Here is a 15,766-nt window from a genome sequence, read left to right as displayed (position 1 = left end):
AATTGAATTCTCATCTATAAGGACTAGCTGACTATGTACGCGCTAAGTAACTGTAAAATCTATACCGGTAGTGATGTTCTTACCGATCATGCGGTCATCGTTGAAAACGATCTAATTCAATCCATTGTGCCCGTTGCTGAACTACCGAAAGGCATTGAAGTAAAAGATCTGAATGGAGCTAACTTAAGTCCTGGTTTTATCGACCTGCAACTGAACGGTTGTGGCGGCGTCATGTTGAACGATGCTATCACAGCAGAAACGATGCAAATCATGCACGAAGCAAACCTAAAGTCGGGTTGTACCAGCTTCCTTCCTACGCTGATCACTTCTTCTGATGAAGATATGCGCGCGGCAATCTCCGCAGCTCGCGAATATCACAAAAAATACCAAAACCAATCGCTTGGCTTACATCTTGAAGGCCCATACCTTAACGTCGCGAAAAAAGGTATTCATAGCGTTGACTTCATCCGTCCATCCGATGACGGCATGATTGACCTTATTTGCTCAAATGCAGACATAATTGCCAAAGTAACTCTTGCACCAGAGCAGAACGACCCTGAACATATCGCACGCCTAAAAGCTGCAGGTATTGTGGTTTCAATCGGTCACACAAACGCGACCTATGCTGAAGCTCGTAAAGGGTTTGAGGCTGGTATTACTTTTGCCACTCATCTATTCAATGCGATGACTCCTATGGTTGGTCGTGAGCCAGGAGTGGTTGGTGCTATTTACGATACACCAGAGATCTACGCAGGCATCATTGCTGACGGCTTCCACGTAGACTACGCAAACATTCGAATTGCTCATAAAATCAAAGGTGAAAAGCTTGTTTTGGTGACCGATGCCACAGCTCCGGCAGGTGCTAACATTGATCACTTTATTTTTGTCGGTAAGAAAGTATATTACCGAGATGGTAAGTGTGTTGATGAAAACGGCACACTAGGCGGCTCAGCTCTGACTATGATTGAAGCAGTTCAGAACACAGTTGAGCACGCAGGTATCGCTTTAGAAGAAGCTCTACGAATGGCTACACTGTACCCAGCGACAGCAATTGGCGTTGAGGACCGTCTCGGCCGTATTCGAAAAGGCATGGTTGCAAACCTAACTATTTTCGATCGTGACTTCAACGTTAAAGCGACGGTTGTTAACGGACAATACGAGCAAAATTAAGCATGAATGGCGGACAGATTGGTAATGTAGATTTAGTAAAACAGCTTAACAGCGCTGCGGTATACAGGCTGATTGATCAGCAAGGTCCTATCTCCCGAATTCAAGTCGCGGATGTTAGCCAGCTTGCTCCAGCGAGTGTTACCAAAATCACCCGTCAACTATTGGAACGCGGCCTCATTAAAGAGGTCGCCCAACAAGCTTCAACAGGTGGTCGTCGAGCAATCTCATTGACCACTGAAGTGAAGCCTTTTCACTCTATCGCCGTTCGTTTGGGTCGAGACTACGTTCAATTCTGTCTCTATGACTTAGGCGGCACTGCACTGGCAGAAGATCAACACGAACTTCACTACACCAACCAAGCCGATTTGATCGCAGGTCTTATTGATTTATTAAAAGACTTCGTAAGTCGTTGCCAAGATAAAATTGACCAGTTGATTGCTATCGGTATTACGTTACCAGGCCTAGTTAACCCTACGACAGGCGTCGTTGAGTACATGCCAAATACGGATATTGATAACCTTGCGCTTGGTGAAATTATCCGAGAGAAGTTCAATACGGCTTGCTTTGTCGGTAACGACGTCCGTGGTATGGCACTTGCAGAACATTATTTTGGTGCTAGCCAAGATTGCCAAGACTCTATCTTAGTCAGTGTACACCGCGGTACTGGCGCAGGTATCATTGTTAACGGCCAAGTGTTTCTAGGTTTTAACCGTAACGTAGGTGAAATTGGCCACATTCAAATTGACCCTCTTGGTGAGCAATGCCAATGCGGCAACTTTGGCTGTCTTGAAACGGTTGCTGCTAACCCAGCGATCATCCAACGCGTTAAACAGCTCATAGCACAAGGCTATGAGTCTAGCTTAACGCAATTGGAGCACATTACGATTGAAGATGTATGCACTCATGCTATGAACGGTGATGAGCTCGCGAAACAGAGCTTAGTACGTGTTGGTAACCAGTTGGGTAAAGCCATCGCTATCACCATCAACTTGTTTAACCCACAAAAAATCGTGATTGCAGGTGACATCACCGCTGCACAAGACATTGTTTTCCCTGCAATTCAAAGAAATGTAGAAAACCAGTCACTGAAAACATTCCATAACGATCTTCCAATTGTGGCTTCTCACATTGATAAGCAGCCAACAATGGGCGCTTTCGCCATGATAAAACGAGCGATGTTAAATGGCGTTTTGTTACAAAAGTTACTAGAAGACTAAGTTTATACAACTAATTGAGTTACAATCTCGGGCTGTGTTTTCACAGCCCGTTTTCGTATATCAGGAATCTAGCTCAACAGTATGGAAATTATTCTAATTACAACGGCTTTTTTAGCAGGCTTCATCGCGCTCAAATGCAGCCTTCCCCCTCTAGTCGGTTTTCTACTAGCGGGTTTTGGCTTACATGCCTTTGGCTATCAAAGTAATGACGTTATTGTCACTCTGGCTGATCTCGGCGTTACTCTTTTGCTTTTTACTATTGGCTTAAAGCTCGATGTAAAAACATTGCTTTCCAAAGAAATTTGGGGCGGCGCAACAGCGCACAATATTCTTTCAACCGCTTTTTTTGCCCTTGCGTTGTCAGGGCTGAAACTGCTTGGATTAACGTCCCTTGCAAGTATGGAAAGCGGGCAGATATTGCTCCTAGCCTTTGCACTTTCCTTCTCTAGCACTGTTTTCGCGGTAAAAACACTGCAGGAAAAAGGTGAACTCAACGCGACATACGCCACACTGGCCATCGGTATTTTGGTTATGCAAGATATCTTCGCGGTCGTGTTTCTGACTGTTTCAACAGGCAAAGTGCCAGAATGGTACGCCATAGGTCTATTTGCTCTTCCTCTCCTGCGCCCGCTGTTTTACAAGTTATTGGATAAAGTAGGCCACGGCGAGATGTTAGTGCTGTTCGGCATTTTCTTCGCGCTTGTTGTGGGTGCCGGACTGTTTGAGTTAGTTGGAATGAAACCAGACCTTGGCGCCTTGATTCTTGGCATGATGCTCGCTGCTCACCGTAAAGCGTCAGAGTTGTCTAAATCGCTATTTAATATGAAAGAGCTCTTTCTCGTCTGCTTCTTCTTAAATATCGGCTTATCCGCATCTTTGAGTCTAACGGGTATCGCACTAGCGCTTTTATTCATTGTCCTTCTACCTATTAAAGGGTTGCTATACTTCCTCACAATCAACCACTTTAAGTTTCGCGTGCGTACTTCCCTACTCGCTTCTTTATCACTGTTTAACTACAGCGAATTCGGGCTCATTGTCGGTGGCCTGGCGTACAAAATGGGGTGGATGCCGAGTGACATGCTCGCAGCCATCGCTGTAGCGGTTTCACTATCCTTTATTATCTCAGCACCTCTAAATCGCTTGGGCCATAAAATTTATCAACATTCCGGTAAATGGTTACAAGAAACGGCTGCAGAGAAACTCAACCAACGTGACCAGTTGATCAACCCGGGACATGCTCAAGTACTTATTCTAGGTATGGGGCGAATTGGTACCGGTGCATATGACGAGCTACGCGCACGTTACGGCAAGATTTCTCTGGGGATTGAGATCCGTGAAGAAGCAGCGCAACAACACCGTTCAGAAGGACGTAATGTCATTTCAGGGGATGCTACCGACCCAGATTTTTGGGAACGAATCCTAGATACTGGTCATGTAAAGTTAGTTTTATTGGCAATGCCACACCATCAAGGTAATCAGACGGCACTAGAACAACTTCAGCGTAGAAACTACAAAGGGCAAATTGCCGCTATTGCAGAATATCCAGACCAACTAGAAGGTTTGTTGGAAAGTGGTGTGGACGCTGCCTTTAATATATACAGCGAAGCAGGTAGTGGTTTTGCGCGACACGTGTGCAAACAACTAGAACCTCAGTTCACTTCGATAAAATAACCATAAAAGTACGCAACAACGCTACTACCAATTAAAAGCCTTTCTATCAATAGAGAGGCTTTTTTGTTTGATTTTCATACCAAACCTTAATTCCATTCATCAAAACAACAAATAAATTAAATTTTATTTAATCAACAAGGCTTTTTATCATTTTTTTAATCACAAAACGTTGCTTTTTTTACTCAGAATGGCAAATTGAATCCATACCGATTAGAAATTGTTTAGTTTAGAAAGGATGTTGTATGTGTTCAGTATTTGGGATTTTAGACATTAAAAGTGATGCAGCGGCACTGCGTCCTATCGCGTTAGAAATGTCGAAAAAGCTTCGTCACCGTGGCCCTGACTGGTCTGGTATCTACTCTTCAGAAAGAGCAATCCTAGCTCACGAGCGCTTGGCTATCGTTGGTCTAAATAGCGGTGCTCAACCACTATACAGCCCTGATAAAAAACTAATCCTTGCCGTTAACGGTGAGATCTACAATCACAAAGAGATTCGCGCTCGCTACGAAGGCAAGTACGAATTCCAAACAGACTCTGACTGTGAAGTTATTTTAGCGCTGTATCAAGACATGGGAGCTGATCTTCTTGAAGAGCTAAACGGTATTTTTGCTTTCGTACTGTACGATGAAGAAAAAGATGAGTACCTAGTAGGTCGTGACCATATCGGTATCATTCCACTTTACCAAGGTTACGATGAACACGGTAACTACTACGTCGCTTCCGAAATGAAAGCACTCGTACCCGTTTGTAAAACAGTCAGCGAATTCCCTCCAGGTTCGCACTACAGCTCAAAAGATGCAGAACCTCAGCGTTACTACATCCGTGACTGGAACGAATATGCTGCTGTTCAAGGTAACAGCACGAGTAAAGAAGAACTAACAGAAGCACTGGAAGCAGCGGTGAAACGTCAACTAATGACTGACGTACCATACGGCGTACTACTATCTGGTGGTCTGGATTCATCCATCACATCTGCGGTAGCAAAACGCTATGCTGCGATGCGTATTGAAGACGATGAAAAATCAGAAGCATGGTGGCCTCAACTTCACTCTTTTGCGGTTGGTCTTGAAGGCGCTCCAGACTTAAAAGCAGCACGTGAAGTGGCAGAAAAAATTGGCACCGTTCACCACGAAATGACATACACCATTCAAGAAGGTTTGGATGCTATTCGTGACGTGATTTACCACATCGAGACTTATGACGTAACAACGATTCGTGCCTCAACACCGATGTTCCTCATGGGCCGTAAAATCAAGGCAATGGGCATTAAAATGGTGCTTTCTGGTGAAGGCGCTGATGAAATCTTCGGTGGCTACTTGTACTTCCACAAAGCGCCAAACGCAAAAGAGTTCCACGAAGAAACGGTTCGTAAACTGCTGGCTCTAAACATGTTTGACTGTGCCCGTGCGAACAAATCGTTGGCGGCATGGGGCGTTGAAGGCCGTGTACCATTCTTGGATAAAGAGTTCATTGACGTCGCAATGCGCCTAAACCCTGCAGACAAAATGTGTGGCAACGGTAAGATGGAAAAACACATTCTTCGCGAATGTTTTGAGCATTACTTACCAGACTCAATCGCTTGGCGTCAAAAAGAGCAGTTTTCTGATGGCGTAGGTTACAGCTGGATTGACACTTTGAAGGCCGTAGCAGAAGAGAAAGTGACCGATCAACAGATGGAAACGGCTCAGTACCGCTTCCCATACAACACACCAACAACTAAAGAAGGTTACGTATACCGCGAAATTTTTGAGGAGTTGTTCCCATTACCATCAGCTGCAGAATGTGTACCAGGTGGTCCTTCTGTAGCGTGTTCATCAGCGAAAGCGATTGAGTGGGATGAGTCATTCAAGAACTGTGTTGACCCTTCAGGCCGTGCAGTGCAAACCGTTCACAACGACGCTTACTAAGCAGAGTTGGGCTGGAGCAGCAATCCAGCCCAATTATTTAACTTGTTGACGTTAAGATCAAAAGGAGGTGCGTGCGCACCTCTTTTTTGTGTTGGTTGTTATGAGTATTAAGCGACTACTTTAAATCTAAATCGGTGTTATCAATGCTAACTGGTACTCGCTTCGAGATCATTTGCACCAACATGATTGAACGCTTCTCTCCGTCTTGTTCTTGGAAAATGGCATCAATACCTGCAAATTGTCCGCTCTTAACACGAACCTGATCACCTGGTTTAGGCATGCATTCGGATATGTTTTTTTCTGTGCAGCATTTCTCTAGCTGCTTCAACTCAAACACAAGATCGCCTTGAACTTCTTTTGGTTGGGCACCAAATCGAACAAAGTCGACAACACCGCGCGTCGACCGAACCGACGTAAAGTTCGGGCCTTGTTCATAATCAAAACGTGCAAATACATAACAAGGAAACAACGGTTCTTCGACCTTTTGTCGCTTACCGCGCAAGATTTTTTCGACTTCTACAGTTGGGTAGAAGCACTCAACACCTTGATTTTCAAGATGCTGCTTAGCCCTTATTTGTTCTCCACGCTTACAATAAAGTAAATACCAACGTTTCATTTTATTACTAGCCAATTATATTTTTGTTTCATCCTAGCATTAAGCTAAAGGTGAGTCATGAATATTCAAATTATCCATAAGAAGAACATTATACATTGTTCGCATAACTTACACTTTTTCAAAAGGTTAAGAAAATAAGTCCATAGGCAAAAATGAAAATTAAGTTTGTAACACACCCCAACCACCAACAAAAGCTCCACAAAATCAAAAATAAACAGTGACTTAACAATGTTATTTAGTCGTAAGGTAAAATTTTATTGTTTGTAAGCAGTTAAATTGCAATGTATACGTAGGTGTCGTTAAAAAATGTAATAACTACTATTAGAAGAGCTTATGTCAAACCAACATCAATATTTCGGTCACCCTCGTGGCTTGTTCTTATTGTTCGGCACTGAACTCTGGGAACGCTTTTCCTACTACGCAATGCGTGCCATTCTAGTACTCTACTTAACTGATACCACAATGAATGGTGGTTTGGGCTGGTCAACGAAAGACGCGCTCGACCTTTATGGCATTTACACCGGCCTTGTTTACATTACCCCATTGATTGGTGGTTACCTTGCCGATAACTACCTTGGCCAACGCCGCTCAATTTTGCTTGGTGGTGCATTAATGGCTATCGGCCAGTTCACACTGGCACTTCCGGCTGACGCACTAGGCTTCGGAGCACTTCACACTTTCTATTTAGGTCTTGCTCTGCTTATTTGTGGTAACGGTCTATTCAAGCCAAATATCTCTACCATGGTTGGCGACCTATACAATGAAGGTGATAATCGTCGTGATGGCGCTTTCACTATCTTCTACATGGGTATCAACCTTGGTGCTCTGCTAGCCGGCGTGGTTTCTGGATCTGTAACGAACTCATTTGGTTGGAAAGCAGGTTTCGTAGCAGCGGGCGTGGGTATGATAATCAGCCTTGTCATGCAAATGTCGCTTTCACAGTCTTGGCTTGGTGATATTGGCCGTGAGCCAGCCGCGAAACGCGACCTAAACAATAAGAACGCCAAAACAAAACAGCCTCTTACCAAAGAAGAAGTAGATCGCATTAAAGTTATCTTGGTGATGAGCCTGTTTACTATCGTATTCTGGGCTGGTTTCGAGCAAGCTGGCGGTCTGATGAACATTTACACTCAGCAGTACACCGATCGTATGATTGGCGGCTTTGAAGTACCTGCAGCTTGGTTCCAGTCACTAAACCCATTCTTTATCATTACGCTTGCGCCTGTCCTTGCGGTTCTATGGGTGAAACTAGGTAAACGTGAACCAAACTCACCAGCGAAATTTGCTTTAGCTATGTTCTTCTTGGCACTAGGCTTCCTATGCATGGTTGGTGCAGTAATGGAACAAGGTGGTGATACCAACGTGAAAACATCCATGCTATGGCTAGTTGGCGCGTTCTTCTTCCATACTTTGGGCGAACTGTGTCTATCCCCTATTGGTCTGTCTCTTGTAACCAAACTGGCTCCGCTACGTCTTGCATCGTTGATGATGGGTGCATGGTTTGGTTGTAACGCTATTGCGAACTATGTCGCTGGTTACGTGGGTTCTCATGTGGGTGAACTTGGTGCAATGGCTATCTTTAGTGGCATCGCAGTAACCGCATTGATCAGTGGTGTGATTCTAATGTTATTCTCGAACACGCTTGTTCGTTGGATGCACGGTGCAGAAAACACTCACAGCACTGCAGAACAAATTGAAGAGCAACAAACACAAGTTGCTTAACATGGTTTCAAAGTTATTAAAAAGGGTCGCAATCGCGACCCTTTTCTGTATTCATTCAGTGCAGAATACCAAAGCTCTACAGCTTGCTGCGTACTAGTTCTGCCATCATATCGATATGCATGTCATCGTCGTTAAGGCATGGAATATAGTGGAACTGCTCACCACCCGCTTCCATAAAGATCTCTTTGTTCTCTCCAGCTATTTCTTCCAACGTTTCTAAACAATCAGATGAAAATGCAGGAGTCATGATATCAATTTTCTTCACGCCTTTACTGGTGATGGTTTCCAATGTTTTATCAGTGTAAGGCTGTAGCCACTCTTCTCGGCCAAAACGAGACTGATAAGCCATACCAATCTGATCCGATGATAAACCAAGCGCCTCACCAAGCAAGCGAGTGGTCGCTTCACAATGCTGAGGATAAATGTCGCCATTGTCTGCATAACGTTTAGGAATACCGTGATATGAACACAGCAAGTAATCCCCTTTGCCATACTCTTCCCAGTATTGTCGAACCGAGTGCGCAAGCGCTTCGATGTACATTGGATGATCGTGATAATCGCGAATAAAGCTGAATGCTGGCATCACTGGCAGTTGCTTAAACGCTTTTGTGATTCCATCAGACACGGCTGCGGTGGTTGTCCCAGAATATTGTGGGTACAACGGTAGCACAATAACCTCTTCCACACCTTGAGCGATAAGAGCTTCAAAACCAGATTGAAGGCTTGGGTTGCCATAAGTCATGCCGAGTTCCACAGGCATATCGAGATGCTGAGCAAGTTTCTTTGCCTGGCGTTTGGAATACACCATTAAAGGTGAGCCCTCTTCCATCCATACCGATTCATACAACTTAGCGACCTTTGGCGAGCGCATTGGAAGAATCACACCATGTAAAATTGGACACCAAAGCCATCGTGTCATATCGACTACACGATGATCATGAAGAAACTGACTTAAGAAGCGCTTAACCGCTGGAGCGGTAGGTTCATCAGGTGTTCCTAGGTTAACCAGTAACACACCTTGTTTATTTTTAGTTTGCATTGCGTCCCTTTGTTTTCCCAGCATATAAAATGTATAAAAAAAGCGACCTTACGGCCGCTTCACTATAACAAAATTATTAAAAATTTTGATAATAGGTATTACCTATTATGCTAATGCCTTCTCGATATCAGCACTTACTTCAGCAACTTGCTTAGTACCGTCAAATTTTAGGTACTTAGTTTTGCCTGCTGCAGCTTCTTTACCGTAGTAATCGATAAGTGGTGCAGTTTGCTCGTGGTAAACACCTAGACGTGCACGTACTGTTTCTTCTTTGTCGTCATCACGAACAACAAGATCTTCACCCGTAACGTCGTCTTTACCTTCCACTTTAGGTGGGTTGTAAACAACGTGGTAAGTACGACCTGAAGGAAGGTGAGCACGACGACCAGCCATACGCTCAACGATCACATCGTCAGCTACGTCGAATTCGATAACGTAATCTACTTCAACGCCCATTTCTTTTAGGCCATCAGCCTGAGGAATAGTGCGTGGGAAACCATCTAGTAGGAAACCTTTCTCACAATCGTCTTGAGCGATACGCTCTTTGATAAGACCAAGGATGATTTCATCAGAAACTAGCTGACCAGCGTCGATAACAGCTTTAGCTTGTTTGCCAAGTTCTGTACCTGCTTTGATAGCAGCACGAAGCATATCACCAGTAGAGATCTGTGGAATACCGTATTTATCCATGATGAAGTTTGCTTGTGTGCCTTTACCTGCACCTGGAGCACCTAGAAGAATGATGCGCATGATTTATCCTCTTTTATATTTAAGATTTATACCGAAGCTCACAATAGCTGTGCTTCGCAGGCATAAACCCTAGAAGCGCTCGCAACGATAAGTTTCGGTATAAGGTATATAGGCGGGCAAAAATACACGCCTTATTACTCACATTCAAGTCACAGATTCTATCACAGGTTCACAGAGCAAAGAGTGAATTAAGACTAAAGAATGTTAACAACACCCTCTTTCTGCAGCTATTGATTATTAACTCAACACCTGTAATGCAAAATTTTGCGACAACAAACAAAAAGCTCGCATAATGCGAGCTTTTCGATATTGATGACTTATTAAACCTTAGTCAAAAGCTTGTTGATAGCCCCCACGAACTGCGTTGGATCTTCCATCGAGCCGCGCTCTGCTAACATGGCTTGACCAAGTAGCACTTCGACCCAGCGGCCAAACGCTTCTTCATCCGCTTCATCCGCCATGCGCTTAACAAGTTCGTGCTCTGGGTTGATTTCAAAGATGTATTTTACTTCTGGCACAGCTTGACCTGCGGCAGCAAGCAGCTTCGCCATCTGAGTCCCCATCTCGTAATCATCCGTCACAACGACTGCGGGTGTAGATGCAAGTTTAAAGGTCGTACGCACGTCTTTCACGCGGTCACCCAAGTAAGACTTGGTACGCTCAACAACCGATTTGAACTCTTCTTCGGTTTCTTTTTGCTTTTCTTTATCGGCTTCGTCTTCAAACTTACTCAAGTCAAGGCCAGCTTTGGTAATCGATTGGAACTGCTTACCATCAAACTCAGTTAGGTAGTTCATCAACCACTCGTCAATGCGGTCGAACATCAGAATGACTTCGATGCCTTTCGCTTTAAACTGCTCTAAGTGAGGGCTGTTCTTCGCCGCCGCGTAGCTGTCTGCCGTTAAGTAGTAGATCTTATCTTGGCCTTCTTTCATGCGCTCAACGTAGGACGCAAGACCAACGGTTTGTTCCGCTGAATCAACTTCTGTTGAAGCAAAACGCAATAGACCTGCAATTTTCTCTTTGTTCGCAAAGTCTTCCGCTGGGCCTTCTTTCAACACTAGACCAAACTCTTTCCAGAATGATTGGTATTTTTCTTCATCATTCTTCGCCATGCGCTCAAGCATAGTCAGTACACGTTTCGTGCATGCATTGCGTAGCGACTGAGTCACTTTGTTGTCTTGTAGAATTTCACGCGATACGTTTAGTGGCAGGTCGTTTGAATCAATCAAGCCGCGTACGAAACGTAGATAAGACGGCATAAACTGTTCAGCATCATCCATAATGAACACACGTTGCACGTACAGTTTCAGACCTGACTTATGATCACGATTCATCATATCCCATGGCGCTTTCGATGGGATGTAAAGTAGGCTAGTGTAGTCGTTTTTACCTTCTACGCGGTTGTGGCTCCACACCAATGGATCAGCGAAATCGTGTGAAACGTGTTTGTAGAATTCTTGGTATTCTTCATCTGAGATATCTGCTTTATTACGCGTCCACAACGCTTGAGCTTTGTTGATTTGCTCCCACTTCTTCTCATCTGTCTCTTTACCGTCTTCATCACGCACTACAGTTTGGATAGAAACAGGAATGCCGATGTGATCCGAGTACTTGCTGATGACATCGCGCAGACGCCATTCATTTAAGAACTCTTTACCTTCGTCACGCATGTGAAGAATGATGTCAGTACCACGAGATTCTTTAGTGATGTTTTCAATGGTGTACTCACCCTCGCCCGCAGAATGCCATTGCACAGCTTCATCTGCTGGCAAACCTGCTGCACGAGTGCGCACGGTCACCGCATCAGCAACGATAAATGCAGAGTAGAAGCCAACACCAAATTGACCGATCAATTGCGAGTCTTTGCTTTGCTCTTCTGAAAGCTTTGAGAAGAATTCCGCGGTGCCTGATTTTGCGATGGTGCCTAAATGTTCGATAACGTCATTGCGGCTCATACCGATACCGTTATCAGAAATCGTTAGGGTATTTGCACTTTCATCAAATGACAGCTTAACGCCAAGATCTGCGTTACCTTCATATAAATCTGGATTCGAAAGTGCCTGAAAACGCAATTTGTCTGATGCATCTGATGCGTTAGAAATCAGCTCGCGCAAAAAGATCTCTTTATTGGAATAAAGAGAATGGATCATTAAATGAAGTAGTTGTTTTACTTCTGATTGAAAACCACGAGTTTCTTTATTTTGAGATACGGTTTCGCTCATGTGTGCTCCATAACATCTAAACTAACAGGCTTTTTCAGGGACGACTTTGTGATTTAGTCCCATGAAATCACCACACTAAGATGTCATTTAACATGTGGCTGACAAATGTAAATTCAAGGTCAATATTGCTAAAAACGGTGTTTTTTTAGAAAAATTTAATTATCCTACCCCCCTAAAAGCATCTAAAACGTCGCGTATCTCCCATGCGCAAACGTAATTTTGTGATATAAATCACCATAATTACAACATCATCCATCTAAGAAGAACTAAATGACTAACATCGGCACCAAATTTCTACTTGCTCAAAGGTTTACCTTTGATCCAAATAGTAATTCGCTCGCTGACCAACAAAGCGGCAACGAAGTTGTACGATTAGGAAGCAACGAAAGCCGTATACTCCTGATGTTGGCGGAGAGACCAAACGAAGTTTTAACCCGTAACGAGCTTCACGAGTTTGTTTGGCGTGAGCAAGGTTTTGAGGTGGATGACTCAAGCCTGACTCAAGCGATTTCTACTCTGCGTAAGATGTTGAAGGATTCAACCAAATCTCCAGAGTTTGTTAAAACCGTTCCAAAACGAGGCTATCAACTCATTTGTACTGTTGAACGCCTAAGCCCACTTTCTTCAGACTCAAGCTCAATTGAAGTTGAAGAGCCAGCTTCTGATAACAATGACACCTCTACTAATGAGGTAGAAACGATCGTAGAGCCGTCTTTAGCGACGACTTCTGACGCAATCGTTGAACCAGAAGCGCCAGTAGTACCTGAAAAAGCACCTGTGGCTTCTGCTGTGAATCCTTGGATTCCACGCGTTATTTTATTTTTGGCACTATTACTACCGATTTGCGTACTGCTGTTTACAAACCCAGCGGAATCTCAGTTCCGTCAGATTGGTGAGTATCAGAACGTACCAGTGATGACACCTGTAAATCACCCGCAAATCAACAACTGGTTGCCTTCTATTGAGCAGTGCATTGAACGCTACGTTAAGCACCATGCAGAAGACTCGTTACCAGTGGAAGTGATTGCCACTGGCGGACAAAATAACCAGCTGATTTTGAACTACATTCATGACAGCAACCACTCGTATGAGAACGTGACATTGCGTATTTTCGCAGGTCAAAACGATCCAACAGACATCTGCAAATAAAGGAGGCCAGCATGAAGATTAAAGTAGCATCTGCGGTTTTGGCCGTATCTATCCTTTTCAGTGGTTGGTTGTACTGGGGCAGTGACCTTAAAGTTGAGCAAGTGCTTACATCAAATGAATGGCAGTCAACCATGGTGACTGTGATTACTGATAACTTGCCAGACGATACTGTAGGCCCGTTACGTCGTGTGAATGTGGAGTCGAACGTTAAGTACCTACCGAATGGCGATTACATTCGCGTGGCAAACATCAAACTGTTCGCACAAGGCTCGACGGCTGAATCGACAATTAATATTTCAGAGAAAGGTCGCTGGGAAGTGAGTGATAACTATCTGCTTGTTTCTCCTTCTGAGTTCAAAGATATTTCTTCTTCTCAATCCAAGGATTTTTCTGAAGCGCAACTACGCTTAATTACTCAAATCTTTAAGCTAGATGCAGAGCAAAGCCGCCGAATTGACGTGGTTAATGAGAAGACTCTGCTATTAACTAGCCTAAATCACGGTTCTACGGTACTGTTTAGAAACTGAATTTAATTAGTGATAAGGGGGCAAGATGCCCCCTTAATTTTTTCTCATGGATTGGTTAGACACTTTCACTCTCTTTTTCGGCTCGCTCGTTGCAAATACGTTGGCATCTCTTTCTGGTGGTGGCGCCGGTTTGCTACAGTTTCCTCTACTTATTTTTCTTGGCTTACCGTTCTCCGTTGCACTAGGCACTCATAAAGTGGCTTCTGTTGCTTTAGGCTTGGGCGCTGCAAGCACTCACCTCAAAGCCGGCACCATTAAATTGCCCATCGCCCTTTATCTGATTTTTGTTGGCAGTATAGGTGTTGTGATTGGCGCAAACCTCATCGTTCATATCCCTGATGGTATTGCGGAAAAGATGCTAGGCAGTATGATTCTGGCACTCGGTATTTATTCCCGCTTGAAAAAGCAGCTGGGGCAAATCGAAATCATTAAGCGTCGCAATCAATTGGGTTGGATTCTTGGTGGTATTGGCATCATGTTGATAGGCATCGTCAACGGGTCTTTAACCGCTGGTTCTGGGTTGCTTGTCACTCTCTTTCTTGTGCGTTGGTTTGGGTTCGATTACAAACAAGCAGTCGCCTACACCATGATTTGTGTCGGACTGTTTTGGAATGGTATTGGTGGCGTCGCGGTTGTACAAGCAGGAGCACCGATTCACTGGGCTTGGTTACCAGTATTGTTGTTGAGCTCTTTTCTTGGGGGCAGTTTAGGCGCGTGGGCCGCAACTCGCTATAGCAACCGAGTGATTAAAATTGCGTTCGAAATTCTCACGTTTGCCGTGGGCATCAAATTGCTGGTTTAACCCAGTTAAAAGGAAATTTTCATGGATAAAGCAATCATTGATATTTATTACTGCCGCCAGTGCAACTGGATGTTGCGTTCTACTTGGTTATCGCAAGAGTTGCTGCATACTTTTAGCGAAGAAATCGACACCATCAGTTTGCATCCAGACACAGGTGGTCGATTCGAGATTTTTTGCAATGGCCAGCAAATTTGGGAACGTAAAAAAGACGGCGGTTTTCCTGAGGCAAAAGTACTAAAACAGCGCGTAAGAGACATTATCGACCCAGAGCGCGATCTCGGTCATTCCGATACAAAATAAGGGAACACTCGGTTCCCTTATTTAAATCATTTTCGTAGCGACTAACCTTAGTTGGCCGTTAAATCGTCGTCTGCGCCAGCACTTCACCTTCTGGCGTTTGAACACTGAGCGTATTCCCATCCAGTAATCCAAAGCTTCTTGGTAAACCATTACGCGGGAAAGTCATTGAACCAGGGTTAAAGATCATCACACCCTCTTTCATTTCGGCTACGGGAACATGCGTATGACCATGAGCGATGATGTCGCCCTCTCGCAAAGGCGGTCTTTTATCGCTGTTGTACAAATGGCCATGCGTCAAAAAGATTCGCTTACCAGACTCTAGCAATACCCACGCGTAATCCATCATCATTGGGAAGTTCAGCAGCATTTGATCTACTTCGCTGTCACAATTACCGCGTACGGAGATGATTTGCTGACTGTATTGGTTGAGAAGCTCCGCCACCTGGGGCGGGTTATACCCTTCCGGAATCGGGTTGCGTGGTCCGTGGTTCAACGTGTCACCCAACAGCACCAAATGCTTTGCACCTGATGCTAGGAATAACTTGATGGTTTCTTCGGTTGCTGGCAAAGAGCCATGCAGGTCTGAGGCAAAAAATAGTTTCACGACGTTGTCTCCTCAAAATGTATGAGGCTATTCTACGGCATTCTGACGTATGCTCAACCGACTTCCC

The 15,766-nt window shown here is 44.3% G+C and carries 14 protein-coding genes; 9 read left to right on the top strand and 5 right to left on the bottom strand.

Annotated features, from left to right (window positions below; translation table 11 throughout):
- Positions 1–33 precede the first annotated feature (33 nt).
- The 4 genes from nagA (at position 34) to asnB (ending at position 5,965) form a co-directional block, all read left to right on the top strand.
- A complete protein-coding gene (nagA, locus tag ACF8EG_RS13915; protein ID WP_005496091.1) occupies positions 34–1,170 on the top strand; it encodes an N-acetylglucosamine-6-phosphate deacetylase in 1,137 nt (378 codons plus the stop codon).
- Positions 1,171–1,172: 2 nt separating this feature from the next.
- Entirely contained in the window at positions 1,173–2,387 is a 1,215-nt protein-coding gene (locus ACF8EG_RS13910) for an ROK family protein (protein WP_005454586.1), read from the top strand.
- A gap of 81 nt (positions 2,388–2,468) precedes the next feature.
- Complete coding sequence (locus ACF8EG_RS13905) at positions 2,469–4,058, top strand: cation:proton antiporter family protein (RefSeq protein WP_020840243.1); 1,590 nt, start codon at positions 2,469–2,471, stop codon at positions 4,056–4,058.
- Between the two features lie 242 nt (positions 4,059–4,300).
- A complete protein-coding gene (gene asnB / locus ACF8EG_RS13900; protein ID WP_005454564.1) occupies positions 4,301–5,965 on the top strand; it encodes an asparagine synthase B in 1,665 nt (554 codons plus the stop codon).
- 115 nt (positions 5,966–6,080) lie between these two features.
- On the opposite strand, the gene rfaH is transcribed toward asnB, so the two are convergent.
- Positions 6,081–6,581, bottom strand: coding sequence for a transcription/translation regulatory transformer protein RfaH (gene rfaH / locus ACF8EG_RS13895; RefSeq protein WP_005454588.1), 501 nt, complete (start codon positions 6,579–6,581; stop codon positions 6,081–6,083).
- 333 nt (positions 6,582–6,914) lie between these two features.
- Between rfaH and ACF8EG_RS13890 the strand changes: the two genes are divergently transcribed.
- Positions 6,915–8,303 (top strand): peptide MFS transporter, encoded by a 1,389-nt coding sequence (locus tag ACF8EG_RS13890; RefSeq protein ID WP_005454549.1) that lies wholly within the window; start codon positions 6,915–6,917, stop codon positions 8,301–8,303.
- Positions 8,304–8,379: 76 nt separating this feature from the next.
- Here the strand turns inward: ACF8EG_RS13890 and hemH are convergent, their stop codons facing one another.
- The 3 genes from hemH to htpG form a co-directional block, all read right to left on the bottom strand.
- Complete coding sequence (hemH, locus tag ACF8EG_RS13885) at positions 8,380–9,342, bottom strand: ferrochelatase (protein ID WP_140068820.1); 963 nt, start codon at positions 9,340–9,342, stop codon at positions 8,380–8,382.
- Between the two features lie 105 nt (positions 9,343–9,447).
- Positions 9,448–10,092 (bottom strand): adenylate kinase, encoded by a 645-nt coding sequence (adk, locus tag ACF8EG_RS13880; protein ID WP_005454556.1) that lies wholly within the window; start codon positions 10,090–10,092, stop codon positions 9,448–9,450.
- 320 nt (positions 10,093–10,412) lie between these two features.
- Positions 10,413–12,317 (bottom strand): molecular chaperone HtpG, encoded by a 1,905-nt coding sequence (gene htpG / locus ACF8EG_RS13875; protein ID WP_005454566.1) that lies wholly within the window; start codon positions 12,315–12,317, stop codon positions 10,413–10,415.
- A gap of 270 nt (positions 12,318–12,587) precedes the next feature.
- On the opposite strand from htpG, the gene toxR reads away from it, so the two are divergent.
- The 4 genes from toxR to ACF8EG_RS13855 are packed head-to-tail and all read left to right on the top strand — an operon-like array spanning position 12,588 to position 15,095.
- Positions 12,588–13,466 carry a transcriptional regulator ToxR gene (gene toxR, locus ACF8EG_RS13870; protein WP_023585934.1) on the top strand — a complete coding sequence of 293 codons (879 nt, stop codon included), beginning with the start codon at positions 12,588–12,590 and terminating at the stop codon, positions 13,464–13,466.
- Positions 13,467–13,477: 11 nt separating this feature from the next.
- Positions 13,478–13,993: a transmembrane regulator ToxS gene (gene toxS / locus ACF8EG_RS13865; protein WP_005454545.1), complete on the top strand. Its 516-nt coding sequence runs from the start codon at positions 13,478–13,480 to the stop codon at positions 13,991–13,993.
- Positions 13,994–14,039: 46 nt separating this feature from the next.
- Complete coding sequence (locus tag ACF8EG_RS13860; protein ID WP_005496102.1) at positions 14,040–14,795, top strand: sulfite exporter TauE/SafE family protein; 756 nt, start codon at positions 14,040–14,042, stop codon at positions 14,793–14,795.
- 21 nt (positions 14,796–14,816) lie between these two features.
- The gene (locus tag ACF8EG_RS13855) at positions 14,817–15,095 is read left to right on the top strand and encodes a SelT/SelW/SelH family protein (RefSeq protein ID WP_005454560.1); all 279 of its coding nucleotides are present in this window, start codon (positions 14,817–14,819) and stop codon (positions 15,093–15,095) included.
- Positions 15,096–15,153: 58 nt separating this feature from the next.
- Here the strand turns inward: ACF8EG_RS13855 and yfcE are convergent, their stop codons facing one another.
- Entirely contained in the window at positions 15,154–15,699 is a 546-nt protein-coding gene (yfcE, locus tag ACF8EG_RS13850; RefSeq protein ID WP_021449642.1) for a phosphodiesterase, read from the bottom strand.
- Positions 15,700–15,766 lie beyond the last annotated feature (67 nt).

The sequence above is a fragment of the Vibrio sp. YQ_11 genome, assembly GCF_043103065.1.
GTDB classification, from domain to species: Bacteria; Pseudomonadota; Gammaproteobacteria; order Enterobacterales; family Vibrionaceae; genus Vibrio; species Vibrio parahaemolyticus.
This window is presented reverse-complemented; position numbering and strand designations above follow the sequence as displayed.